This window comes from Actinomadura sp. J1-007 (genome assembly GCF_009793335.1).
Classification (GTDB): domain Bacteria; phylum Actinomycetota; class Actinomycetes; order Streptosporangiales; family Streptosporangiaceae; genus Spirillospora; species Spirillospora yumaensis.
Map to the genome: position 1 here is coordinate 5,823,268 of NZ_WING01000001.1, position 24,187 is coordinate 5,847,454.

A 24,187-nucleotide genomic window follows, 5' to 3' on the forward strand; every position below is an offset into this window, starting at 1 on the left:
GTGTGGTGGTTGTGGGGATCGAATGGGTGAATGTCTGGTTTTCGGCATTCTGTTGCGCTCCTGACTGCCTACATCAACGCAGGTGGGAGCCCTACCGGCGGCGGAGTGCGACGATTCCCGCGTTCGCCGGTCACCCAGTGGCATGAGTCCAGGTGGCAAGCCCATTTTGGGAGTGATGTCAACTAATGCGGCTTCTGGTGGCAGTTATATGCGTAACACTGCTGAGGCGGACGCGACTTCGGCGCCGCACTCTCGAATCCCAAGGGAGTCCTCGTGATCGACTCATGGTGGTCCGGCTCGCGCCGCCGCGCACGCACCCGCGCGCGCAGGGCCGGCGGCGGCGGAGCGACGCGGTGAGCGGACGGCCGGCCCGGGGACCGTCCCCGGCCACGCGGCCCGGGAGACGCTGTCGTCCTACCCGGAGTTCTACCGCCATTGGATGCCCAGGCTCACCGGCTTCCTGCGCGCGCAGACGTCCGACAGCCGCTGGGTCGAGGACGTCGCGCAGGAGAGCATGCTGGCCGCCCAGCTCCGGTGGGACGAGCTGATGACCTACGACAAGCCGGGCGCCTGGCTGTTCAAGGTCGCCACGACCATGCTGCGGCGCTGGCAGGCGAAGGCCCGCGAGCAGTGCACGTCGCTGGACGACATGGTCACGCGCGGCGTCCACCACGGCCTGGTCGCCGCCGCGTGGGAGGCCGACGGGCACCTGGACCTGATGAACGCGATCCGTTCGCTGCCCCGCCGCCAGCGCGAGGCCGTCGCGCTGCACCACCTGCTCCAGATGCCGCTCGCCGAGGTCGCCGACATCCTCGGCATCACCGAGGGTTCCGCGAAGACCCACGTCCACCGCGCCCGCAAGCGCCTGGAGGAACTGCTCACCCCCGCACCGGCCCGGCCGCCCGCCCCGTCCGCCCCGCCTGCCCGGACCGACCCGAACGCTCCGTTCGCCCGGACCGTCCCGAACGCTTCGTCCGTTCCGACCGTCCAGGCCGCTTCGACCGCCCCGAACGTCTCGACCGCTTCGACCGCCCAGGCCGTCCCGACCGCTTTGACCGGCCAGGCCGCGCGGCGGGACGTGGTCGCGGGGCGCCAGGTGAACGTCTCTTCGGCGGGGAGCGCCGGGTCCTCGGAAGGCGGGCGGAGCGCTCGTCCGGGCGCCGAACTGGAGGACCGGCCGGGGACGGGACGGGACGGCAGAGCGGGGGCATGGCCCATGGGGGGCGAGGGCGACGGGGCCGAGGCGAGAGGGCTCGCATGAACCTGGACGACATGCTGGGCGCCGCCGCGTCCGCCATCGCCGCGATGCCCGAAACGGACTTCGCCGTCGGGCTCGGGGAACTGGAGGCCGAGCACCGGCGGCGCCTGCGCGATGACGTCACGGGCGCCCGGCACGCCGCGTTCCTGGACTCGTTCGACCTCGAACGGGCCGCGTACGACCTCGGGCGACGCCACGACGAGGACGGCAACCTCGGCGAGGCCGTGCGCTGGTACCGGATCGCGGCCCGGCACGACCACGCCGACGCCGCGCTCCGGCTCGGCGAGGCGCTCGACCTGCTCGCCGACCGGTGCGCCCGCCGGTCCGGCGAGAACGGCTACAACGCCCAGCGCGGCGAGCTGCACCTGATCACCGAGGCCGCGCAGGCGTACGCCGAGGCGTACGCGGCCGGGTACCCCGAGGCGGCCGACCGGATCGACGAGATGCTCGCCGCGTTCACCCGGCGGCAGCAGCCCGCGCAGGAGCCGTCCCGGCCCGAACGCCCGCGCCCCTGCTCGTACGTGCGCGACTTCGCCCCCGGCAACGGCGTGCTCCGGGAGGACGAGATCCAGGAGCTGAGCAGCCACGCGGCGCAGTGCATCTCCTGCATGGAGGAGTTCGTCAGCCTGATCAAGGCCGCTGCGGGGGCGATGCCGAAGGGCAACGTCACCGATCCGTTCGCCGTCGACGCCGCCGCCCACTGAACGACGCCCCGCCCCCTCCGAGACCGGAGAGCGCGCTCCAGCACGGCGGTACGGGAGGGGGAGGGGCTGCTCGGCGAAGGCTTTACCGGCGGCGGGTAGCATCGGGCCGACTTGAGAGCCCCCCGCGTCACCGACCCCCAGGCGAGGAAATGCAGCCCAGCGATCTGCCCGCGACGGACTACCGCCATGTCTACGAGTTCCACCTCCGCTTCGGGGACATCGACTCGCAGGGCCACGTCAACAACGTGAAGTTCCTCGGCTACCTGGAGGACGCGCGGCTGGAGATGTTCCACGGCGACCCGGTGCGCAAGGGAGAGCAGCCGGTGCGCGGCATGGTGATCTCCCGGCACGAGATCGACTACCGGGCGCCGATCCTCCCGACCGTGTACCCGATCCGCGTGGAGACCTGGGTCACCGAGGCGCGCGCCGCGTCGTTCAAGCTGGCCTACGAGGTGCGGGACGACGAGACGGTGTTCGCCGAAGCGACCTCGACACTGGTGGCGTTCGACGTGGAGGCCAACCGGCTGCGGCGCTTCACACCGGAGGAGCGGGAGTTCATCTCCCGCTACCTCGCCCCGAAGGACTGACAGAGCGGCCCCCGGAACGGCGACGCCAAGGCAACGGACAGCGGAACGGCCGGGGCTGGCCCGGGTCGGCCGAGCACGAGTGGGACAGCGGACGGCCGGAGACGGTGGACGTCCGGGAACAGCCTGCGGCGGGCGTTCGGGGGCAGCCGAGGTAGGTGGGCGCGGGTCGGCGGCCGGTGGGGGCAGCGGCCCGGTGGTCCCGGTGGGCTGGCGGGCGTTCGGGGCCGGTAGAGGACCGGGAGCAGCGGGTTAGTGGACGGCGGGCGTTCGGGGACGGCTGAGGAAGCCGGATGCGGGCCGGCGGCCGGTGGGACAGTGGCCCGGAGGACCCAGCGGGCCGACGGATGGCCGGGGCCGGGGAACGGCCCGGAACAGCGGGACAGCGAACGGTCGGCGTTCGGGGAAAGCCGGGGTAGGCGGACGCGGGACGGTGGCCGGTGGGACACCGGCCTGGTGGTCCCAGCGGGACAGCGGACGGCGCGCGTCCGGGAACAGCCGCGGAATGCGGGCGCGGGCGGTGGCCGGTGGGGACAGCGGCCCGGAGGTCCCGGCGGGCCGACGGACGGCCGGGGCCGGTGGGAGTTCGGGGACAGCGGGTCAGTGGACGGCGGGCGTTCGGGGACAGCCGCGGAATGCGGGCGCGGGGCGGTGGCCGGTGGGGACAGCGGCTCGGTGGTCCCGGTGGGCTGGCGGGCGGCCGGGGCCGGGGGACGTCCGGGAACAGCGGTCGGCGGACGGCGGACGCTCGGGGAGGCCGCCGTAGGCGGGCGCCGGGGCGGCGGCCGGTGGATAGCGGGCCGGAGGGCCCGGCGGGACAGCGGACGGTTGGGGATGGGTGGCGGCGGTCGGTGGGGGATCGGGTCGGTGGCGGCGAGCTGGGGTAGCGATCATATTTACGGGGAATTACCGGAAATAAGTAGTCTTCCCGGAGTGTGACCCCATGACCCCCTATCTCTTCGCCTGGATCCTGTGGATCCTCATGTTCTTCGCCATCGAGCTCCCCGCCGTGTTCAACCGCCAGCAGGACGACACGCTGTCCGAGCTGGTGTGGCGCGTCTTCGCGATCCGCGGCAAGCCGGTCGGGTGGCAGCTCCGCCGCCTCGCGCTGCTGCTCGGCCTCGGCTGGCTGGTCGCCCACTTCCTCACCGGCGGGCTCGTCTGACCGCGATCCGTCCCGCCGCCGTTCGTCGTGGTCGGTTTGCCGTTTCCGGGGGTGCGAGGGTGGCATGGGTGGTTCGGGGGATGACGGGCGTGTGTCAGGGACTCGTCACGGATTAGTAACAAGGGCACCTTGAATCCGTTTTCAGTGCATGTCTCCCTTAGGGTCGCGTCGCCGAGTGTGGAAGATCCCACGTGGAGGTGGATGTGCGGCGCGTCTCAGCAGGAATGGTGGCGTTGCTCGTCGGCGCGGGGGTGGTCGGCGCCGGTACAGCGGCGCGGGCGGCCGAAGCGGTGTCCGGCGCGGCGCCCGGTACGGCGTCGGTGGCGGTGTCCGGCGCGGCCCCCGGGCGGACGCCCGGCACGGTGCGCGGGGCCGAGGACATCGCCGATCAGCTCAAGGCGATCCCCGGGATGGCGGTGACGGAGAAACCCTCCTCGCTCCCCGGCTACCGCTGGTTCTGGCTCCGGTACCGGCAGCCGGTCGACCACCGGCGCCCGGACGGCCAGTGGTTCGAGCAGCGGATCATGCTCCAGCACGCGGCCGCGGACCGTCCGATGGTGCTCTACACCAGCGGGTACGGCACGCCGGAGACGATGTTCAAGGCGGAGCCGACGGCGCTGGTGAACGGCAACCAGATCTCCGTCGAGTACCGCTACTTCAGCCCGTCCCGGCCGGAGCCCGCCCGGTGGTCGAAGGACACGATCTGGCAGGCCGCGACGGACGAGCACCGCATCGTCGGCGCGCTGAAGCGGATCTACCGCGCCCGGTGGATCTCCACGGGCGCGAGCAAGGGCGGCATGACGGCCGTCTACCACAAGCGGTTCTACCCGAGGGACGTGGACGGCAGCGTGGTCTACGTCGCGCCCAACGACGTCCGCAACGACGACGACCGGGCGTACGACCGGTTCTTCGCGACCGTCGGCTCCGACCCCGGCTGCCGCGCGCACGTGAAGGCGCTGGCCCGCGAGATCCTCAAGCGGCGTCCGGCGATGCTCGCCCGGGTGAAGGCCGACGCGGCCAAGAACGGCTGGACGTACTCGATCCTGCGTACGCCCGACCGCGCGTTCGAGAACTCGGTCATGGACTACGAGTGGGGCTTCTGGCAGTACAAGCTGCAATCCGACTGCGCTTCACTGCCGAAGACGGACGCGTCCGACGACGACCTCTACAGGAGCCTGGACGAGGTCTCCGGCGTGTCGTTCTACACCGACCAGGGGTTGAAGGACTACGTCCCGTACTACTACCAGGCGGGAACGCAGCTCGGCTGGGCCAAGCCGCAGTTCACGCACCTGCGCCCCCTGCTGCGCTACGAGAGCAGCTACCAGCCGCGCACGTACGTGCCGCGCAGCATCCCGATGCGGTTCGACGGGGGCAGAGCGATGCGCGACATCGACTCCTGGGTGCGCACCAAGGGGAACCACATGCTGTTCCTGTACGGGGCTAACGACCCGTGGGGCGCCGAGCCGTTCCGGCTGGGCAGGGGCACCCGCGACTCCGCCGTCTACACCGCGCCCGGCATGAACCACAGCGGAAGGATGATCGAGAAGTTGGCCGCGGGCGATCGCGCGAAGGCGACGCAGTCCGTCCTGCGCTGGGCGAACGTCTCCCCGGACGCGAGGAAGCTCTTCGGCCGGCTCGACGCCACCGACCCGCTCCGCCTGGAGCGCCCCCGCTGTGACCACCGCGTAGGCGGGACGAGAGGGACGGGTGGCACCCGTCCCTCTCGTCCCGCCTGAACGGTCGGCAGGAACCCCGCCGGCTACGCGCCCGAATCAGCGGGAGGCGATCAGCCAGGCGGCGGCGTTGCCGGGGAGGAGGTCGCCGTAGAGGGGCGTGCTCGTGATGAGGGGCTTGCCCGGCGGCATGCGGACGGGGTTCTCGTCGCAGTTCAGCGCGCAGATCAGCGGCCCGCGCCGGAAGAACAGGGCGGTGTCGGGGCCGTCGAGCCATTCGATGTCGGCGGGCAGCTCGGGCAGCAGGCGACGGCGTTCCGCCAGGGCGTCGCGGTAGAACGAGAGCGTCGAGCCGGGGTCGCCCTCCTGCGCCTCGACCGTGAACGACGCCCAGTCGCGAGGCATCGGCAGCCACGGATCGACGCCCTCCGGCGAGAAGCCGTACGGCTCGCTCTTGCCCGACCAGGGCAGCGGCACGCGGCAGCCGTCCCGGCCCGCCTGCGCGCCGCCGCTGCGCTTCCAGATCGGGTCCTGCCGGGCGTCGCCGGGCAGGTCGGTCACCTCGGGGAGCCCGAGCTCCTCGCCCTGGTACAGGTACGCCGACCCGGGCAGGCCGAGGAGGAGCAGCAGCGCGGCGCGCGCGCGTGCGTGGCCGATGCCGGGGACGTTCTCCGGCTGCTCGTACCGCGTCACGTGCCGTACGGCATCGTGGCTCGACAGCACCCACGTCGCGCCGGCGCCCGTCTCCGCGACGCTGCCGAGCGCCGAGACGGCCACGGCACGGAACGCGGGCGCCGACCAGGGGGCCATCTGGAGGTCGAACTGGAACACCTGGTGCAGCTCGTCGGGGCGCAGGTAGCGCGCCAGGTCGTCCTGCCCGTCGGTCCAGACCTCGCCGATCGCCATCCGCTCGCCGCCGTACTCGTCGAGGATGCGGCGCCACTCGCGGTAGAGGCCGTGCACTTCCGGACGGTTGTAGAGGGGCCCGTTCAGGACGTGGCGGCTGCGCTCGCCGAGGTCGCCGAGCGACTCGTCCTTGAACAGCCCGGCGGCGACGTCGATGCGGAACCCGTCCACGCCCCGGTCGAGCCAGAACCGCAGGATGTCCTCGAACTCGCGCCGCACGTCGTGGTTGCGCCAGTTGAGGTCGGGCTGCTCGGGCGCGTACAGGTGCAGGTACCACTCCCCGTCGGGGAGCCTCGACCAGGCGGAGCCGCCGAACGCCGACGGCCAGTCGTTGGGCGGATCGTCCCCGCCGTTCGCGCCGGAGCGGAACAGGTAGCGGTCGCGGGCGGGGGAGCCGGGCGGCGCCGCGAGCGCCCGCCGGAACCACGGATGCCGGTCGGAGGTGTGGTTGGGCACGATGTCGATGATCATCCGCAGGCCGTGCGCGTGCGCGTCGGCGAGCAGCGCGTCGAAGTCGCCGAGCGTCCCGAACCTCGGGTCGACGTCGCGGTAGTCGGCGACGTCGTAGCCGCCGTCGGCGAGGGGGGACGGGTAGAACGGGGTGAGCCACAGGGCGTCCACGCCGAGGTCGCGCAGGTGGCCCAGCCGGGACCGGATCCCCTGGAGATCGCCCTCGCCGTCCCCGTCGGAGTCGGCGAAGCTGCGGACGTAAACCTCGTACACGACGGCATCGCGCCACCAGGGGGTTGGTGTCATACACGCCGATCTACCCGTTCGGACAGTGCCTTCACACGGTTCGACGCGGCGGTGGGACGCGCGCTAGGTCGGGGAGTTGACCATGCTGCGGGCGGCCATCGTGAAGTAGTCCCAGAGCATCTTCTCCAGCTGCTCGGGGAGCTCCAGCTCGTCGACGGCGTCGCGCATGTGCCGCAGCCAGGCGTCGCGCTCCTTCTCGCCGATCACGAACGGGACGTGCCGCATCCTGAGCCGCGGATGCCCCCGCTCCCGGCTGTAGGTGTTGGGTCCGCCCCAGTACTGGATGAGGAAGAGGCGGAGCCGTTCCTCGGCGGGGCCGAGATCCTCTTCGGGGTAGAGGGCCCGCAGATCCGGGTCGCCGGCGACGCCCTGGTAGAAGCGGTGCACCAGCCGCCGGAACGTCTCCTCGCCCCCGACCGCCTCGTAGAAGGTCACCTGTTCAGCCATAACGAGCCCCACCCTATGCGAGGAGGGGCCTTCCGCGATGCGTGATCCGTCACCTTGATCACGAACGCGGTCGGCGGGCGGTCAGCCGGCGGCGGGGGTGGCGACCGAGACGCCCGCCTCGTCGAACGCGGCCTTGACGCGTTCGCGCAGCTCGCGGGCCACGTCGCCCTGCTTGCCCGGGGCCGTCTTCAGCACGATGCGGATGACGACGGCGTCGCCCGCGAGCGACTGCACGCCCCACACCGACGGCTCCTCCAGCACGACGTCGGCCCACGCGGGGGACTCGGCCATGGTGTCGGCGGTGGCCTGGAGGATCTCCTTGACCTTCTCGGTGTCCTCGGAGATGTCCACGGGGATGTCGAGGACGGCGCGGCCCCAGTTCTGCGACTCGTTGCCGACCTTCTTGATCTCGCCGTTCGGGACGTACCAGACGACGCCGTTCACGTCGCGCATCCGGGTGACGCGCAGGGTGACGGCCTCGACGGTGCCCTTGGCGGTGCCGACGTCGATGAAGTCGCCGACGCCGTACTGGTCCTCCAGCAGCATGAACAGCCCGGCGAGCAGGTCCTTGACGATGTTCTGCGCGCCGAAGCCGACCGCGACGCCGATCACGCTGGCGCTGGCGAGGATCGGCGCGAGGTTGAGGCCGAGCGAGCCGAGGATGCTGAACGCCGCCGTCCCCATGATCACCACGGACGCGATCGAGCGCAGCACCGAGCCGAGCGTCTTGGCGCGCTGGGCCCGCCGCTGGTTGAGCAGGGCCGGGCTGCCGTCGTAGGCGGTGCGCTGCCGCTCGCGGACCTTCTCCGACATCGTGCTCGCGGCCATCCGTACCGTCACCTGGGTGATCATCCGGTGCGCGATGCCGCGCAGGATCAGCGCGACCACGAACGTGACGACGATCAGGCAGAGGGTGCCGAGCGGCTTGTCCAGCCAGGTCTTGTAGAAGTGGGTGAAATCCTCGCTCTGCGAGATGTTCCACGTCAGGCGGCAGCCGATGCTGGGGTCCTGGCTGCCGCACGCCTTCTCGGGGGTGCCGTCCTGCATCCAGGGCAGCAGCGGTTGGAGAACGAGTGACATGCGGACAGACCCTCCCCGGCCGCTTGTGGATGCCGCGACACATCACCGTGGAGCAGCGGCGGTACGAGCCCGATCGTAGGGGACGGGAACGATCGGTCCGTACGGCGCCGGGCGACAATGCCGTGGCCGGCCGGGGAGGATCCGCCGCCGCGCCGCGGGCCGGGTGAAGGGCTGGGCCCCGGTCCCGCGGGGTCTCTCGGCGGCCGGTGCGCGCACCGGGTGGCGGACGTGCCCCGCGGGGTCCGCGGCTGCCGCGCCGTTCCGGCCGCGGCTCCGCGGGGCACGCCCGGCTCTCAGGAGTGGCCCGGAGGCCACTCGCGCGCCGGCACCGGGCCGAAGGCGTCGAGGCCGCCCCGGTCCGGCACGCGGTCGCCGCACGGCTCGCGCCGATCGAGCCGGAGCGGCTGGAGGACGCGTACCAGCTTCACGGCGGCGCCGCCGGGATCGTCCACCCGGTGCATGCGCTCCCCCCAGGACCACCAGTAGTAGTGCTCGGGCGACTCGGGGGCGGGGGCGCACGTGACGTCCTCCGCCAGGCTCGCCGCCTCCGGGTTGACCACCCGCAGGAAGGCCGGGCCGGACCGGGTCCGGACGACGCGGGCGACGAGCCCGCGCGTGTCGAGTTCGTGCTCCAGCTCCTCGAGGTAGCCGACGCGTATGTCGCTGACCACCTGCGCACCCCCTCCGTAGATCGTGCTGCGAGGACTGCTCGGCCGTTCCCGTGTGTTCGGCGCGATCCCGCCCGTGCGCGGACGGGACCTACCGGCGAGTGATCGACTCTCCGGATCCGTTCCATTACACGCGGCGAGAATTGCAACTCTCACGCTCCCCGGTCAAGGGCGCGGCTGTCCGGTGAAGTACGCGATTACCCCACCTCAGGGTGAGCTTCTCCTCCTGCGGAGGAAGAATCTCTACCCCGGGATCAGAGGATCCTCCCGAGGTGCGCGCCTTTCTGGAGAATGCCTTGGCCAGCCCTGCGCGGAGGGTTACGCTGCGTGCGCGAGAGATTATCTCTCGTGGCCATCTAGTCACCGGTCGCCGTGACCGGAGGCCGGCCCCGGGACCCGGGCCGGCTCCCGGACTCAGCGGTGAGGAGGCCGGAAACGATGTCGGACCCCCCTCCGAAAGAGACGGAGACCGCGCGCCGGATCCGCGCGCGCGGTCTGGCCCGGGCGCGCTGCGCCGTGGAGATCGCCCGCGAGATCCACGACCAGTGCGGGCCGCTGTTCGGCACCAGCAAGGTCAAGGCGCACCGGCTGGCCCACGGTGTCGCGCTGTCCGACATCGTCGCCCAGGTCAGGGCGCTGTACGAGGTCGACGGCAAGCCGCCGCCCCGGCTCGGGGAGACGCTGCTGTCGGCGTACGAGAGCGGCTACAAGCGCCCGGGGCCCGAGTACCTGCACTACCTGTGCGCCGTCTACCGGGTCGAGCCCGACGACCTCGGCTACCAGAGCCCCTGCATCTGCATGCGCGGGCACGCCGTCCGTCCGGGCGCGGAGACCGCCGCGCAGCAGGCGGGGCCGCGCCCCCGGCCGTCGCCCAGCACGCGGGCGCGGCCCAGCACGCCGCCGCCCAGCAGAACGGGACGGCCCGGCCGTTCGGGCCCGCCCGCCGTTCCGCCCATGACCCCGAGCCGCTGGTCGGCTCGGTGGTCGTCCCCAGACCGGACGACCGCAACTGGATCCCTGTCAACGAACTACGGGGCCCCGACCGCGCCGCGGGCCCCATCTCCATCGATGTGGGAGAGGAGGACATCGTGCTTCGCAGGACCCTTCTGCAACTCCTGGCCGGGGCGGGCGTGGCGCTCGACGGCCAGTTCCTTGGGGCGGTCGACAACCTTCGTCGCAAGATGGACGACACCCTGGTCAGCGCGACGGTCTCGCCGACGATGCTCGACCAGTGGGAGGAGACCACCTACGGCTACGGGCAGCAGTACCAGGCGACGCCGTCGCTGCGCATGCTCTGCGACGTGCTGCTCGACTTCAGCGAGGTGCGGCGCATGTGCGACAAGCGCCAGCCCGTCGAGCTCCAGGAGCGGCTGTGCCGCATCGCCGCCCAGCTGTCCGGGCTGTCCGGGCTCATCATGATCAACCTGGGCGACCACCGGCTGGCCCGCTCGTTCTTCCGCACGGCGCGGACCGCCGCCGACGAGACCGGCGACCGGGGCCTGCGCGCCTGGGTCACCGTCCGCGAGTCGCTCGTCCCGATGTACTACGGCGACCCGCGCGAGGCGCTGCACCTGGCGCGCAAGGCGCAGGACCTGGCCGGCCGCAGCCCCGGCGTGGCCGCCGCGATGGCCCCCGCCGTCGAGGCCCGCGCGCTCGGGATGCTGGCGATGCGGGGCCGCGGCGACGCGGCGCCGAGCGCGCGCCGCGCCCTGGTCCGGGGCCGCGCCGTCTTCGACCAGCTCTCCAAGGCCGACACCGGCGACCTGGTGTTCGGGTTCACCGACCGCCAGATGGCCTTCTACGAGGGCGACACGTTCACCAGCCTCGGCGACCACCAGCACGGCGACGAGGTGCTCAGCCACGCCCTGACCCTCTACTCGCCCACCGACCGCGTCGACCTGACGCTCGTACGGCTCGACCGGGCGTCCTGCAAGCTGCACGCGGGGCACCCCGAGGCGGCGCTCGACGCCGGCCGCGAGGCGATCCTCGACCTGCCGCCCGAGCACCGCTCCGACATCCTCGTGCACCGGGCCCGGCAGATCGGCGCCGCCGTCTCCGCCAAGCACGGCGAGATCCCGGCGCTGAAGGACTTCTACGAGGCGCTCGCCGGCCCGTGGGTGAAGAGTCCCACGACCGGCGGCCCGACCGTTCCGCCGTCCGAGCAGGTCTGACCGCTCCATGGGAACGTCCGACGGCGCCCAGCGGCGGAGCGATCCGGCCGGCCGGACCCTCGTCCGGCGGCAGGCGGAGCCCCCCGTCTGGGACTACGCAGAGCTGAGCCTGCGGCGCTACCGCGCCGCCGACCACGCGACCGTCCTCGCCCTGCACCGCGAGGGGCTGGCCCAGGTGGGCCTGCGCCCCGGCGACGGCGTCTACTACGACCACGACTTCTTCCGGATGGAGGACATCTACCTGCGCAACGACGGCGAGTTCCTCGTCGGCGAGACCGCGGGGCGCATCGTCGCCATGGGCGGGCTGCGCCGCGCCGACCTCGTGCCCGGCGGGAGCGCCCGCGCCTACGGCGGCTACGCGCCCGGCGCCACCAGGCTCGACGCCGCCGAGATGGTGCGGCTGCGCGTGCGCCCCGACCTCCAGCGCCGCGGGTACGGCTCCGCCGTCGTCCGCGCCTTGGAGGACCGGGCCGCCGAGTACGGCTACCGCGTCCTGCGCGCCGACACCACCGAGCTCCAGGGCCCGGCGCTCGCGCTCTACCGCGGCTTCGGCTGGCGGGAGACCCGACGCGAGTCGATCGGCGGCATCGTCAACATCTACATCGAGAAACGGCTCCGCTGAGACCCCCGAGCCGCGGTGCCCGCCCGGCGGCGCGGCCCGGCGCGGGCCCGCGGCTCGGGTCACCCCGGCGAAGCCGTACCGTCGCCGCGTCCCCGGCTCCGGCCGGGCGGCGCGGCGGGACAGAGCGGCCCGGCGGCCTGCGCGCGCCGGGCGTCGAGTGGCCCCCACTCGCACCGGCGGCGAGCGGTGCGAGTGGGGCATCGGGCCGGACGCCCGCCGCCCGCCCTCACGGGCGGCGGGCCGCGGCCACCTGCATGAGGGGGTAGCGGCGGTGCCGGACGCCGGTGAGGCCGCGTTCGGCGAGCGCGCCGGTGACCTCCCGGTCGCCGAACATCGTGACCCCGGCGACGCGGCCGAACGCCCCGGTGCCGAGGCGCGACAGCGGCAGCGACGGCCGCCGCGTCGTGAGGATGATCAACCGGCCGCCCGGCCGCAGCACCCGCACCATGCTGTCCACCGCCGCCCACGGCTCGTCGAACAGGTACAGCGCGCCGAAGCAGCAGACGGCGTCGAACGTCGCGTCCCGGAACGGCAGGTCCACCGCGTTCCCCCGGACGTAGCCGATCTGCGGCCCCACGTCGCGGACGCCGTTCGCGCCGTTCCCGTTCCCGGTGGGGGGCGGTATCGCGGCGGACGGGGTGTCGGCGGCGGCGCGGGCCAGCATGGTGGCGGACGCGTCGAGCCCGACGACCAGGCCGTCGCCCGACACGCCCTCGGCGAGGGCGCGGGTGACGTTGCCGGGGCCGCACGCGACGTCCAGGACGGTCGCCGCGGGCCGGTCCGGCGAGCCGGGACGGCCGAGGCCGAGCCACTCGCGGGCGAGGGCGTGCTCGGCGGCGGTGTCCGGCCCGACGGGCCAGCCCTTGGCGAGGTTGAAGCCGACCGGCCGCCAGACCTTCTCGTAGATCCGCGGGAGGAACGTCGACTGCATCACCGACTGCGCGAGCGTCGGGGCGGGCTCGGCGGACGGCCCGAGCAGGTCGAGGTAGCCGTCCCGTTCGGCCGGGCCCGCGGACGGGTCCGCGGGCGGGTCGTCGAGCAGCGGGAGGAGCCGGTCCAGGAGGGGCGGGCTCTGCACCGAGGAGGTCACCCCCTTATTCGATCACGCGTCAATTGCGTCCGCCGCCGGACGCGCCGGATGTGACGGAATCCTCAGCTCCAGGCCCGTCTGCGCGGCGAGGAACGACAGGGTGTCGACCATCAGCTCCACCGAACGGCTGACCGAACGCGCCGCGTGGCCGACGTCCGCCTCGTTGCGCAGCAGGACGGGCGCGTCGGACGCCGTCGCGTGCTGGAGCGCGGCGCACATCTTGCGGGCGTGCAACGGGTCCACGCGGCTGTCGCTATCGAAGATCGTGAACAGCGTGGCCGGGTACGCGACGCCCTCCCGCACGTGGTGGTACGGCGAGTAGGACAGCAGCCAGCCGAGCTCCTCGGGGTCGTCGGCGGTGCCGTACTCGTCGTTCCAGGTCTGGCCGAGGCCGAACCGCTCGTACCGGACCATGTCCAGCAGCGGCGCCGAGCAGACGACCGCGCGGTACAGGTCGGGCCGCTGGGTGAGCGCGGCGCCGACGAGCAGGCCGCCGTTGGAGCCGCCGGAGATCGCGAGCCGGTCGGGCGCGGTGAGGCCGTCGGCGATGAGCTTCTCGGCCGCGGCGTGGAAGTCGTCGAAGACGTTCTGCTTGCGCTCGCGCATCCCGGCGCGGTGCCACTCCTCGCCCTCCTCGGACCCGCCGCGCAGGTTGGCGACCGCGTACACGCCGCCCGCCTCCACCCACGCGAGGATGCTCGCCGAGTACGCCGGGGTGAGCGAGATGTTGAAGCCGCCGTAGCCGTACAGGATCGCGGGGCGCGGGCCGTCCGCCGCGCCGGGCCGGGACGACACCAGCATCCGCACCTCGGTGCCGTCGCGGGAGGTGTAGGACACCTGCCGCGTCTCGATCTCGGGCACCTCGACGCGTCCGGGCGGGGACGCCCACAGCGTGGTCTCGCCGGTACGGGAGTCGTACCGCAGCACGGACGCGGGCGTGACGTTGTCGGTGTAGCCGAACCACGCCTCGTGCCCGCCCTCGGGGCGTTCGATGATGCCGCCGATCGAGCCGAGTCCCGGCGTCGGAACGTTCCCGAGGCGCTCGCCGGTGGCCAGGTCGTGCACCGTGATCTCGCTGATCGCGTGCCGCGTCCAACCCGCCAGCAGCACGTCGTCGAGCAGCGCGAAGTCGGTGAGGACGGCCTCGGGGTCCTGCGGGACCAGGTCGCGCCACGACTCGTACGACAGGTCCGCCGGGTCGGCGACGCACAGCCGCGAGCGGGGCGCGTCGCGGTCGGTGAACAGGTACGCCCGGCCGTCCCGCCCGACGTGCAGGCCCGTCTCGGCGTCCACGCCCTCCTGGACGACGCGCATCTCGGGCCGTTCGGGCGGCCCGGCGCTGAGGTCGGCGATCCACAGGTCGTTGCGCGGGGCGGTGCCCTGCGACGCCGAGACGGTCAGCCAGCGGCCGTCGCGGCTGACGCCGACGCCGTAGTAGTTGGTCTTCTCGCGGCCCTCGCCGAAGACGAGCGCGTCGTGGGTGTCGGGCTCGGTGCCGACCCGGTGCAGGTAGACCCGCCGGTGGTACTGCTCCTCGCCCACCGGGACGGCGCTCGCCGGCAGCCGCCGCGCGTAGTAGTACGCCTCGCCGCCCGGCAGCCACGCGACCGACGACTCCCGGACCCGGTCGATCGGGCCCTCGACCCGTTCGCCCGACGCGACGTCCATGACGTACAGCAGGGACTCCTCGTCGCCGCCGTGCGAGACCTTGTAGGCGAGGCGGCGGCCCTCCTTGTCGGGCTGCCAGCCGTCCAGCGTGGTCGTGCCGGACGGGTCGAGCGCCATCGGGTCGATGAGGACGCGCTCGGCGCCGTCCGGCTCGACCACGCACAGCACCGGATGCTCCTGCTCGGCCGTACGGCGCGTGAAGAACCGCCGCTCGCCGCGCCACACCGGCGACCCGACCGAGCCCGCGCCGAGCAGCTCGCCGAGCCGCCTTCGCAGCCCGTCCCGGCCCGGCAGCGCGTCCACGACCTGGTGGAACAGCTCGTCCTGCGCGGCAAGCCATTTCGCGGTGCCGTCGTCGTGCCGGTCCTCCAGCGCGCGGTAGGGGTCGGCCACCCGGTGGCCGTGGATGACGTCGACGGTGTCCTGTCGGGGTGCGGTCGGGTACGGCGGTCGGCTCATGACCTGCACTGTATTGGCCGCGCCGCGCTCGCGTGATCCGCGTGCCGCCCCGCGGCGGCCCGCGGTCGCCCGCGCCCGTGCGTGGCGAGATGAACGCGCAGGTCGCGTCCGGTAATAGTGGCTGGACCAGAGGCTCTTTCCAACGGGGGTTGATCATGAAGAGCATCATCGCCGGGCGCCGCGCGCGGTCGCGCGCCGCCGGCCGGGTCGCGGCGGCGACCGCCGCGGCGACGGCGGCCGCGGGCGCGGCGCTGCTGGCGCCCGGCCCGGCCGCGCACGCCGCGCCCGTGCCGCCGGGCACGCCCGAGGACGTCTCGGTGCCGCCGGGCGCGGCCCACGTCCTGCCCGCGGGGACCGGGAACGTCGCGGCGCGCGGGAAGCCGGGCCCGCGGGGCAGGACCGCGCCCGCGCCGAGGGTCGAGTTCAGGTACTCGGCGCCGGAGGTGGCGGACGCGGGGGACACCGTCACCTGGAAGTGGACGATCCGCAACCGCGGCACGGACCCGGTGGACAAGGTCGTCCTCGACCACCGCCTGACGCCGCGCCTCAAGACCGAGAAGGTCACCACGCCCTGCAAGCCCGTCCAGCGGACGATCCGCTGCGACTACGGCGCGCTGAGGCCCGGACAGGTCAAGAAGGGCGCTCTCACCGCCAAGATCCCGGCGAACGCCTCGGGCAGCGTCCAGATCCACGGACGCGTGACGTGGCAGCTCGCCAAGAAGGCCGTGGCGCCCGACAAGCCCATGGACCCCGGAAAGCCCGCGCCGGAGACCAAGCCGGAGAACGACACCAAGCCCACGACCGACTCCAAACCCGCGCAGGACTCCAAGCCCACGACCGACTCCAAGCCCGCCGACACCGGCAAGCCCGCGCAGGACGACTCGTCCGCCAAGCCACCCGCGTAACTCCCGCGCGAGACACGGTGTGTTTCGGGCGTTCGGGGCGCTACCCGGGGGAGACGGCGTTGAAGCGGGTACGCCCGGGTACGCGGATGTCGCCTTGGGGAGCTCCCGCCGTCACGTTTCGTGGCGGCGGGAGCCGGCGCGTTCGATCCGCCTCGCGGCGGGGGATTAATGGGGTAGCGGAGCGCCTTCTCAGGCGTCACACTGATTACGGGTGGGTTCGCCCTGAGGAGGCCCTCATGGTGGGTGCGCAGGTGCCGGAGACAATACTCCGGCCTCGGTACGAGGCGCGCTCAGCCGCGCCCGCCGAGGCGAACGCGGCACGCGGCCCGGCGGAGGCCGTCTGATGCGACAGGTCCTTCTCCTGAACGCGACGTACGAACCCCTCACCACGCTCCCGCTCCGGCGGGCGGTCTGCCTCGTGCTCCGGGAGAAGGCGGAGGTCGTCCACCACGACACCTCGGGCGCCGTCCTCCACTCGGCGACGATGGAGGTCGAGGTCCCCTCGGTGATCCGGCTGCGGCGCTACGTGCGGATCCCGTACCGGACCAGGGTCCCCCTCACCCGCGCCGCGCTGATGCGCCGCGACAACTTCCGGTGCGTCTACTGCGGGCGCCGCGCCGAGACCATCGACCACGTCCAGCCGCGCAGCCGCGGCGGCAAGCACGTGTGGGAGAACTGCGTCGCCTCCTGCATGCCCTGCAACCACAGCAAGGCCGACCGCCTCCTGGAGGAGCTCGGCTGGACGCTGAGCATCACGCCCGGCGTTCCCCGCGGCGCCCACTGGCGGCTGATCGGCGTCGTCCACGACGGCGATCCGCAGTGGGCGGCGTACGTCACCGAGCCCGCCGCCTGACCTATCCTGGGCGCGTGCCACGTTATGACTACCGCTGCCGCGCCTGCGGGGCCACGTTCGAGGTATCCCGCCCGATGATCGAGGCGTCCGCGCCCGCCCCGTGCCCCGAAGGCCATGACGACACCGTGAAGCTCCTGTCCACGATCGCGGTGACCGGTACGGGCCGCGCCCCGTCCCCGCCCCCGTCCGCCGGAGGCGGCTGCTGCGGCGGCGCCTGCTGTAGCTGACCCCGCCCCGGCCGGGCCCCGTCCCAGCAAGGCCCGCCTCAGCGCCCGTCCACGAACGCGGTGACCTCAGCCTGCGCAGCCCGTTGACCTCAGCCGTCGCGCGAGTGCGTTGACTGTCCGGGGGAGGCGAGGCCGAAGGCGAGCCTCCCCCGGACAGATCGCGAAGCGATGCGGCACTCGCAAAGCAACGGTCAGACCGCGCGCCGCTAGGGCGAGTGGGCTGGGCCGGGGTTTCTGTTAGTCCAGCTGGCTGACGTCGCGGGCGGCGCCGGTGGAGGCGGAGGTGGCCATGGCCGCGTATGCCCGGAGGGCCGCGCTGACCGGGCGGTGGCGGTCGCGGGGGCGGTAGCCGCCGAGGTCGGCGAGCAGCTTCTCGCGGCGGATGTCCAGCTCGTCCTGCGGGACGTCCAGCTCCAGGGTGCGGTTGGGGATGTCGATGACGACGCGGTCGCCGTCCTCGACGAGGGCGATGACGCCGCCGGCGGCGGCCTCGGGGGAGGCGTGGCCGATCGACAGGCCGCTCGTGCCGCCGGAGAAGCGGCCGTCGGTGACCAGGGCGCACGCCTTGCCGAGCCCGCGGCCCTTGAGGAACGAGGTCGGGTAGAGCATCTCCTGCATGCCGGGCCCGCCCTTCGGGCCCTCGTACCGGATCACCACGACGTCGCCCGGCTTGACCTTGTCGCCCAGGATGCCCTCGACCGCGTCGTCCTGGCTCTCGAACACGACGGCGGGGCCGGTGAACGTCCACAGCTCCTCGTCCACTCCGGCGGTCTTGACGATCGCGCCGTCCGGGGCGATGTTGCCGCGCAGGACGGCGAGGCCGCCGTCGGCGGTGTAGGCGTGCTCGACGGAGCGGATGCAGCCGTTCTCGCGGTCGAGGTCGAGCTCCTCCCAGCGGGCGCTCTGGCTGAACGCGGAGGTCGTGCGGACGCCGCCGGGCGCCGCGTGGAACATCTCCACGGCCTCCGGGAGCACGTCGGGCGAGGACACGTCCCACTTGGCGATGTGCTCGGTCAGCGACGAGGAGTGGACCGAGGTCACCGAACGGTTGAGCAGCCCGGCGCGGTCGAGCTCGCCGAGCAGGGCGGGGATGCCTCCGGCGCGGTGGCAGTCCTCGACGTGGTACTTGGCGGTCGCCGGGGCCAGCTTGCAGATGCAGGGCACGCGGCGGGACAGCTCGTCGATCTCCTTGAGCCCGAAGTCGACGCCGCCCTCGTAGGCGGCGGCCAGCAGGTGCAGGATCGTGTTGGTCGAGCCGCCCATCGCGACGTCCAGGACCATGGCGTTCTCGAACGCGTCGCGGGTGGCGATGCTGAGCGGCAGGACGGTCTCGTCGTCCTGCTCGTAGTAGCGGCGGGCGACCTCGACGACGGTGCGGCCCGCGTCCTCGTACAGCCGCCGGCGGGCGGTGTGGGTGGCGAGGACGGTGCCGTTGCCGGGCAGGGCCAGGCCGAGCGCCTCGGTGAGGCAGTTCATCGAGTTGGCGGTGAACATGCCCGAGCAGGACCCGCAGGTCGGGCAGGCGCTCTCCTCCATCTCGGCGAGGGTGGCCTCGGAGACCGAGGAGTCGGCGGAGGCGATGATCGGGTCGATGAGGTCGAGCTTGTTGCCGTTCAGCACGCCCTCGACCGGCTTGCCGGCCTCCATCGGGCCGCCGGAGACGAAGACGGTCGGGATGTTGAGGCGCAGGGCGGCCAGCAGCATGCCGGGCGTGATCTTGTCGCAGTTGGAGACGCAGACCAGGGCGTCGGCGCAGTGCGCGTTGACCATGTACTCGATCGCGTCGGCGATGATCTCGCGGGACGGCAGCGAGTAGAGCATGCCGTCGTGGCCCATCGCGATGCCGTCGTCCACCGCGATCGTGTTGAACTCGCGGGGGACGCCGCCCGCCTCGCGGACCGCGCCCGCGACCACGTCGCCGACCTCGCGCAGGTGCACGTGGCCGGGGACGAACTGGGTGAAGCTGTTGGCCACCGCGACGATCGGCTTGCCGAAGTCCTCGCGGGCCACGCCGCTGGCGCGCATGAGCGCGCGGGCGCCCGCCATGTTCCTGCCGTGGGTGACCGTACGTGACCTGAGCGGGGGCATCCTGTGACCTCTCAACCTGTGACGTGCTGTGCAGCCGATCGTACGACCGCGCCCGCGCCGGAGCGGCGGGCGGGGCGATCGGGCTCTGACCGGCCCCGTGGCGGGGCTCTCGGAACGCTGTGAACGGTCGCAGCGGCGGATCGCGGCGCTGCCGCCGGCTCAGCAGAGGTCGTGTGGGGCCGGCGAGTCCATCCTCGATGGTATCAACGCTCCCGCGGTGCTCGTCCTGATCAGGCGCGGCGCGCGCTCGCGGTCACGGGGAGGCGCGCGTCCCGCGGACATGAGGAACGCCGGGTCGGGGATCCGGCCCGGCGCTGCGAGTCCGTCCAGCAGGGCGATTCGGCGCGCCCTGAAGTTCGTGTTGCGGGGGTCGCGGCCGGCGGGCGGGGCCCGCGGCCTGGTCGGCGGGGGTTCGGGAGTGGCACCTCGCGTACGAGGTGCCCCTCCGGCACCGGTTCCCTGGGGGAGCCGGACGCTGGGGGCTCGTCGTTGAGCCGGTGTCGCGTTCGCCTCGCCGGCACTGCCGGGTGTCGCGCGGACGGATCCGTGCGGCGGGCGGGTGCGGCGGGGCCTTGCTCGGTCGGGGGCCCGGCGGCGCGGCCGTCGGAGCCGTTCGGTCAGGGCTGGTCGGTCAGGGGCTCGGACTCGCCGCCGTACTTGGGCGGCAGGGCGTCCTGCGCGGCCTTGAGGATGCGCTGGACGTCGGTCTCGGTGAGTATCCGCGGGCGGCGCCGCAGGTACGAGCGGGCCCGGTTGCCGGCGTAGACGTCGACGTCCCTGACCCTCATCACCTTCCACGGGATGGACGGCCCGTAGATGGCCACCGACGGCTGCACGGGGACCTCGAAGCCGACCTGGCCACCGATGATCTTGCTGGCCTGGTCCGCCTCCCACCGCGCCTCGTCCAGGCGGTCCTTCTTGTTGAAGGGGCCGTGGAAGAGCTTGCGGTGCGAGAGGGTCCGCACGGGAAGCCGCTTGTCCCACTTCTCGGAGTCGATGGCGTACACGCCGCTCGGGCCGATGACCAGGTGGTCGATCCGGCCGTCGCTGACGCCCTCGTCGTCACGGGGTACCGCGCGCGCGTGCAGGACGCGGTATCCGTTCCGCTCCAGGGACCTGAGCTGCTTCTCGGTGCGCCGTTCGGCGGCCGAGGACTTCTGCCAGGCGGGCACGCTGGAACTCCTGCGCGCCCGGCGGACGACGTCCACGACGACCGCCGCGACGGCGGCCGTGAGGCCGATGCGGATGTCGAACACGACCGCGAAGACGACGCCGATCACGATGGCCGCGCCGATCCGCCAGAGCCACCGGCGAATCTGCGGATCGTTGAGCATCTCCCCGTAGGTCTGGTGTTCGGACGGCCGTTTCTCCGACGTCTCGTGAGGCTGACCGCGCGCCTCCTGAGCCTTGCCCCGCTCCATGATCGCCATGAGTGACGCTCCGTATTCCTTTCGCATGGGGAGCATGATCCTCCGTGCGCAGAGTAATCATTCCGACGTTCGGCGACTAGTCATGTCGGGTTAATACTTTTGTCGCCGCCTCTGGGTGATTCACTGCGGTGGTGAACGGGTAGGTTCGCATTCACCCCTTCTTCCGCCGGTGCCCTGCGTTGCCATCTTTGATGCTCGCGCAGCGGGCGTCTACCGTTCGGCGTTGTGACTCTTCCCCACGACCTCGGCGCCATGCGCCTGGCCGCCGCCGTCCGCGCCCGGGAGCTTTCCCCCGTGGAGATCACCGATCACTTCCTCGAACGCATCGATCGGGTAAATCCGCAGGTGGGCGCCTATGTGACGGTGACGGCCGAGTCGGCGCGCGAGCAGGCGCGGGCGGCGGAGAAGCGCGTCGCGGCGGCATCCGACCCGGCGGCGCTGCCGCCGCTGCTCGGCGTGCCGGTGCCGGTCAAGGACCTGAACGCCGTCAATGGCGTCCGGTTGACATTGGGTTCGAAGGTTTTCCACGATCGGATCGCGCGCACGGACGACAACGTCGTGGTGCGGCTCAGGGAAGCGGGCTCTGTCCTTCCCGGTAAGACCCAAACGCCCGAATTCGGGCTGCCCTCTTACTCGGAGAACGGGGTGGCACCGCCCGCCCGCACTCCCTGGGACCTGGGGCGTTCGGCGGGCGGTTCCAGCGGCGGGGCCGCGGCGGCCGTGGCGGCGGGTCTGGCGCCGGCCGCGCAGGGCAGCGACGGCGGCGGGTCGATCCGGATCCCGAGCTCGGCGTGCGGGCTGTTCGGGATCAAGCCGACCAGGGGCAGGGTGTCGCAGGGGCCGGTCGGCGCCGACCTGTTCGGCCTGTCCACAAGCGGACCGATTGCCCGTTCTGTCCGGGATGCCGCGCTGCTGCTGGACGTGATGGCGGGCCCGGCTCCCGGCGACCTCTACGCGGCGCCGCCCCCGGACGGCACGTTCCTTTCCCATGCCGAACGGCCTCCCGGGCGCCTCAGGATCGCCAGGAGCATCGAGCCGAACGCGGACGGGGTCGAGGTCCACCCCGACTGCGCGGCGGCCTACGAGGAGGCGAGCGCGCTCCTGGAGGAGCTCGGGCACGAGGTCGTGGACGTGCCCTCGTTCTTCGGGGCCGCGCTCGTCCCGCACTTCGAACTGCTGTGGGGCGTCATGGCGACGCTGACCGAGGTGCCCGAGGGACGCGAGCACCTGCTCCAGCCGCTGACCCGCTGGCTGCGCGAGCGCGGCCGGGCCGTGACGGCCACCGAGGTGCTCCGCGCCCACGCGTCCATGCAGGCCGTCCTGCGGAAGGCGTTCCCGGTGATGAACGGGTTCGACGCGATCCTGCACCCCACGCTCGCCCAGCCGCCCGTGCCCGTCGGGTACTTCCACGACCAGGAGCCCATCGAGAACTTCGAGCGCCAGACGCGCTTCACGCCGTTCTGCGCGGCCTACAACATCTCCGGCCAGCCCGCCGTGAACGTTCCCCTGCACTGGACGGCCGACGGCCTGCCCATCGGGGTCATGCTCGCCGGACGGCTCGGCGGCGAGGGCACGCTGATCTCCCTGTCCGCCCAGCTCGAAGAGGCCCGTCCCTGGATCGACCGCAGACCGCCCCTCTGGGACTGAGGAGCGTCCGCTGAAAGCCGTCCATTTAGGGCGCCCGGCCGCCGGGCATGGGTCATGGCGTGGCGGACGACGAACTGGACCGGCTGGCCGAACGGCACGGCGTTGCGACGCGTTTCACCGACTGGCGGGGGCGGGACGTCCCGGTCGCCCCCGACACCCTGAGAGCCGTTCTGGACTCCCTGGGCGTGGACGACTCCACCCCGCCCACGCCCCCGCACGCGCGCAAGGACCCGCCGCGCCTGCCGCGCGTCGAGCGCGCCTGGGGGTTCGCGGCGCAGCTCTACTCCGTACGGTCGCGCGGCTCGTGGGGGATGGGCGACCTGCGCGACCTGGCCGACCTCGCCGCGTGGTCCGGCGGCGGGCCGGGGGCGGGGTTCGTCCTGGTCAACCCGCTGCACGCGGCCGAGCCCGCCCCGCCGATCGGGCCGTCCCCGTACTCGCCGATGAGCCGCCGCTTCGCCTCGCCGCTGTACCTGCGCGTGGAGGACGTCCCGGAGTACGCGGCCCTGGGGCCCGGCGAGCGGGAGGCCGTCGCCTCGCTCGCCGCGCGGGCCCGGTCGGACGGCGCCATCGACCGCGACGCGATCTGGACGGCCAAGCGGGAGGCCCTGGAGACGCTCCACCGCGTTCCCCGCACGGCCGCCCGTCAGCGGGAGTACGAGCGCTTCCGCCGGCGCGAGGGGACGGCGCTCACCGCGTTCGCCGCCTGGTGCGTCCTCGCCGAACGGCACGGCGCGGACTGGCGGCGCTGGCCCGCCGAGCTCCGCGACCCCAAGAGCCCCGCCGTGGCCGCCGCCGTCCCGGACGAGCGCGCCGACTTCCACGCCTGGCTGCAATGGCTGCTCGACGGGCAGCTCGCCGCCGCCCAGCGGGCGGCGACCGGCGCGGGGATGCCGATCGGGATCGTCCACGACCTCGCCGTCGGCGTGGCGCACGGCGGGGCCGACACCTGGATCCACAGGCATCTGTTCGCCGACGGGATGAGCGTCGGGGCGCCGCCGGACGAGTTCAACCAGCGCGGCCAGGACTGGGGGCAGCCGCCCTGGCACCCCGGACGCCTCGCCGCCGCCGCGTACGCGCCGTACCGCGCCATGCTCGCCGCCGCGCTGCGGCACGGGGGCGGCCTGCGCCTGGACCACGCCATGCAGGTGTCGCGGCTCTGGTGGATCCCGGACGGCGCCTCGCCCGCCGACGGCACCTACGTGTCGTACGACCGCGAGGCCATGCTCGACTGGCTGGTCTGGGAGGCGTCGCGGGCGGGCGCGGTGGTCGTCGGGGAGGACCTCGGGACGGTCGAGCCGGGGCTGCGGCGGCTGCTCGCGGACCGGGGCGTCCTCGGCACGTCCCTCCTGTGGTTCGAGCAGGAGGACGGGCGTCCGCTCCGTCCCGAACGGTGGCGCGAGGCGTCCCTCGCCACGGTCGGCACGCACGACATGCCGCCGATCACCGGATTCGCGCACGGCGACCACATCGCCCTCCGGGACGGCCTCGGGCAGCTCACCCGGCCGCGCGTGCAGGAGGAGGCCGACCACCGCCGTCAGTTCGCCGCCTGGCTCGACCTGCTGTCCGAGGAGGGACTCCTCCGGAACCCGCCGTCGGCCGTCCTGGAGGCGCTGGACGACGGCTCGTCCGCCTACGACGCCGAGGTCGTCGCGGCCCTGCACGCGTTCCTCGCCCGCACGCCCGCGCGTCTCATCGGCATCTCCCTCGCGGACGCGGTGGGGAGCGCCGCCCGCAGAACCTTCCCGGCACCGTTGACGAGTACCCGAACTGGCGGGTCCCCCTC

Annotated in this window: 20 protein-coding genes and 1 pseudogene; 12 read left to right on the forward strand and 9 right to left on the reverse strand. The window is 73.0% G+C overall.

Annotation, left to right across the window (positions count from 1 at the left end; genetic code table 11):
- The first annotated feature begins 406 nt into the window (after positions 1-406).
- The 5 genes from GEV43_RS26485 (at position 407) to GEV43_RS26505 (ending at position 5,447) form a co-directional block, all read left to right on the forward strand.
- Positions 407-1,261, forward strand: a complete 855-nt coding sequence (locus GEV43_RS26485) for an RNA polymerase sigma factor (protein WP_302931300.1) — start codon at positions 407-409, stop codon at positions 1,259-1,261.
- Positions 1,258-1,962, forward strand: coding sequence for a hypothetical protein (locus GEV43_RS26490; RefSeq protein ID WP_160823023.1), 705 nt, complete (start codon positions 1,258-1,260; stop codon positions 1,960-1,962). Before GEV43_RS26485 ends, GEV43_RS26490 begins: the two co-directional genes overlap by 4 nt.
- Before the next feature lie 149 nt (positions 1,963-2,111).
- Positions 2,112-2,549 carry a thioesterase family protein gene (locus GEV43_RS26495; protein WP_160823024.1) on the forward strand — a complete coding sequence of 146 codons (438 nt, stop codon included), beginning with the start codon at positions 2,112-2,114 and terminating at the stop codon, positions 2,547-2,549.
- A gap of 940 nt (positions 2,550-3,489) precedes the next feature.
- The gene (locus GEV43_RS26500) at positions 3,490-3,711 is read left to right on the forward strand and encodes a hypothetical protein (protein WP_160823025.1); all 222 of its coding nucleotides are present in this window, start codon (positions 3,490-3,492) and stop codon (positions 3,709-3,711) included.
- A 191-nt stretch (positions 3,712-3,902) separates the two neighbouring features.
- Positions 3,903-5,447 (forward strand): S28 family serine protease, encoded by a 1,545-nt coding sequence (locus GEV43_RS26505; protein WP_309239853.1) that lies wholly within the window; start codon positions 3,903-3,905, stop codon positions 5,445-5,447.
- 36 nt (positions 5,448-5,483) lie between these two features.
- On the opposite strand, the gene GEV43_RS26510 is transcribed toward GEV43_RS26505, so the two are convergent.
- From GEV43_RS26510 to GEV43_RS51110, 5 genes are all read right to left on the reverse strand, one after another.
- Positions 5,484-7,046, reverse strand: coding sequence for a glycoside hydrolase family 13 protein (locus tag GEV43_RS26510; protein ID WP_160823026.1), 1,563 nt, complete (start codon positions 7,044-7,046; stop codon positions 5,484-5,486).
- A gap of 63 nt (positions 7,047-7,109) precedes the next feature.
- The gene (locus GEV43_RS26515) at positions 7,110-7,493 is read right to left on the reverse strand and encodes a globin (protein ID WP_160823027.1); all 384 of its coding nucleotides are present in this window, start codon (positions 7,491-7,493) and stop codon (positions 7,110-7,112) included.
- Positions 7,494-7,574: 81 nt separating this feature from the next.
- Positions 7,575-8,573 carry a mechanosensitive ion channel family protein gene (locus GEV43_RS26520; protein ID WP_160823028.1) on the reverse strand — a complete coding sequence of 333 codons (999 nt, stop codon included), beginning with the start codon at positions 8,571-8,573 and terminating at the stop codon, positions 7,575-7,577.
- Positions 8,574-8,866: 293 nt separating this feature from the next.
- Complete coding sequence (locus GEV43_RS26525) at positions 8,867-9,244, reverse strand: hypothetical protein (RefSeq protein WP_160823029.1); 378 nt, start codon at positions 9,242-9,244, stop codon at positions 8,867-8,869.
- Positions 9,245-10,017: 773 nt separating this feature from the next.
- The gene (locus tag GEV43_RS51110) at positions 10,018-10,197 is read right to left on the reverse strand and encodes a hypothetical protein (RefSeq protein WP_241683048.1); all 180 of its coding nucleotides are present in this window, start codon (positions 10,195-10,197) and stop codon (positions 10,018-10,020) included.
- 132 nt (positions 10,198-10,329) lie between these two features.
- Between GEV43_RS51110 and GEV43_RS51115 the strand changes: the two genes are divergently transcribed.
- Both GEV43_RS51115 and GEV43_RS26535 read left to right on the forward strand, forming a co-directional pair.
- Positions 10,330-11,412, forward strand: coding sequence for an XRE family transcriptional regulator (locus tag GEV43_RS51115; RefSeq protein WP_241683049.1), 1,083 nt, complete (start codon positions 10,330-10,332; stop codon positions 11,410-11,412).
- A gap of 7 nt (positions 11,413-11,419) precedes the next feature.
- Complete coding sequence (locus GEV43_RS26535; RefSeq protein ID WP_160823030.1) at positions 11,420-12,034, forward strand: GNAT family N-acetyltransferase; 615 nt, start codon at positions 11,420-11,422, stop codon at positions 12,032-12,034.
- A gap of 226 nt (positions 12,035-12,260) precedes the next feature.
- On the opposite strand, the gene GEV43_RS26540 is transcribed toward GEV43_RS26535, so the two are convergent.
- Both GEV43_RS26540 and GEV43_RS26545 read right to left on the reverse strand, forming a co-directional pair.
- Positions 12,261-13,124: a methyltransferase domain-containing protein gene (locus GEV43_RS26540; RefSeq protein WP_309239854.1), complete on the reverse strand. Its 864-nt coding sequence runs from the start codon at positions 13,122-13,124 to the stop codon at positions 12,261-12,263.
- Positions 13,125-13,136: 12 nt separating this feature from the next.
- Positions 13,137-15,251, reverse strand: coding sequence for a prolyl oligopeptidase family protein (locus GEV43_RS26545; RefSeq protein ID WP_160823031.1), 2,115 nt, complete (start codon positions 15,249-15,251; stop codon positions 13,137-13,139).
- 155 nt (positions 15,252-15,406) lie between these two features.
- Here GEV43_RS26545 and GEV43_RS26550 point away from each other — a divergent pair, with 155 nt between their 5' ends.
- From GEV43_RS26550 to GEV43_RS26560, 3 genes are all read left to right on the forward strand, one after another.
- Entirely contained in the window at positions 15,407-16,156 is a 750-nt protein-coding gene (locus GEV43_RS26550) for a DUF11 domain-containing protein (RefSeq protein WP_160823032.1), read from the forward strand.
- 343 nt (positions 16,157-16,499) lie between these two features.
- Positions 16,500-17,009, forward strand: a complete 510-nt coding sequence (locus GEV43_RS26555) for an HNH endonuclease (RefSeq protein WP_160823033.1) — start codon at positions 16,500-16,502, stop codon at positions 17,007-17,009.
- A gap of 14 nt (positions 17,010-17,023) precedes the next feature.
- Positions 17,024-17,236, forward strand: coding sequence for a zinc ribbon domain-containing protein (locus GEV43_RS26560; protein WP_160823034.1), 213 nt, complete (start codon positions 17,024-17,026; stop codon positions 17,234-17,236).
- Positions 17,237-17,473: 237 nt separating this feature from the next.
- On the opposite strand, the gene ilvD is transcribed toward GEV43_RS26560, so the two are convergent.
- On the reverse strand, positions 17,474-19,324 hold the full coding sequence (ilvD, locus tag GEV43_RS26565) for a dihydroxy-acid dehydratase (protein WP_160823035.1): 1,851 nt from the start codon (positions 19,322-19,324) through the stop codon (positions 17,474-17,476).
- 617 nt (positions 19,325-19,941) lie between these two features.
- On the reverse strand, positions 19,942-20,754 hold the full coding sequence (locus GEV43_RS26570; RefSeq protein WP_160823036.1) for a nuclease-related domain-containing protein: 813 nt from the start codon (positions 20,752-20,754) through the stop codon (positions 19,942-19,944).
- A 225-nt stretch (positions 20,755-20,979) separates the two neighbouring features.
- On the opposite strand from GEV43_RS26570, the gene GEV43_RS26575 reads away from it, so the two are divergent.
- Both GEV43_RS26575 and malQ read left to right on the forward strand, forming a co-directional pair.
- Positions 20,980-22,401 (forward strand): amidase, encoded by a 1,422-nt coding sequence (locus tag GEV43_RS26575; RefSeq protein WP_309239855.1) that lies wholly within the window; start codon positions 20,980-20,982, stop codon positions 22,399-22,401.
- Between the two features lie 47 nt (positions 22,402-22,448).
- Positions 22,449-24,092 (forward strand): annotated as a pseudogene (malQ, locus tag GEV43_RS26580) (4-alpha-glucanotransferase); the annotation flags it as partial.
- Positions 24,093-24,187: the final 95 nt, after the last annotated feature.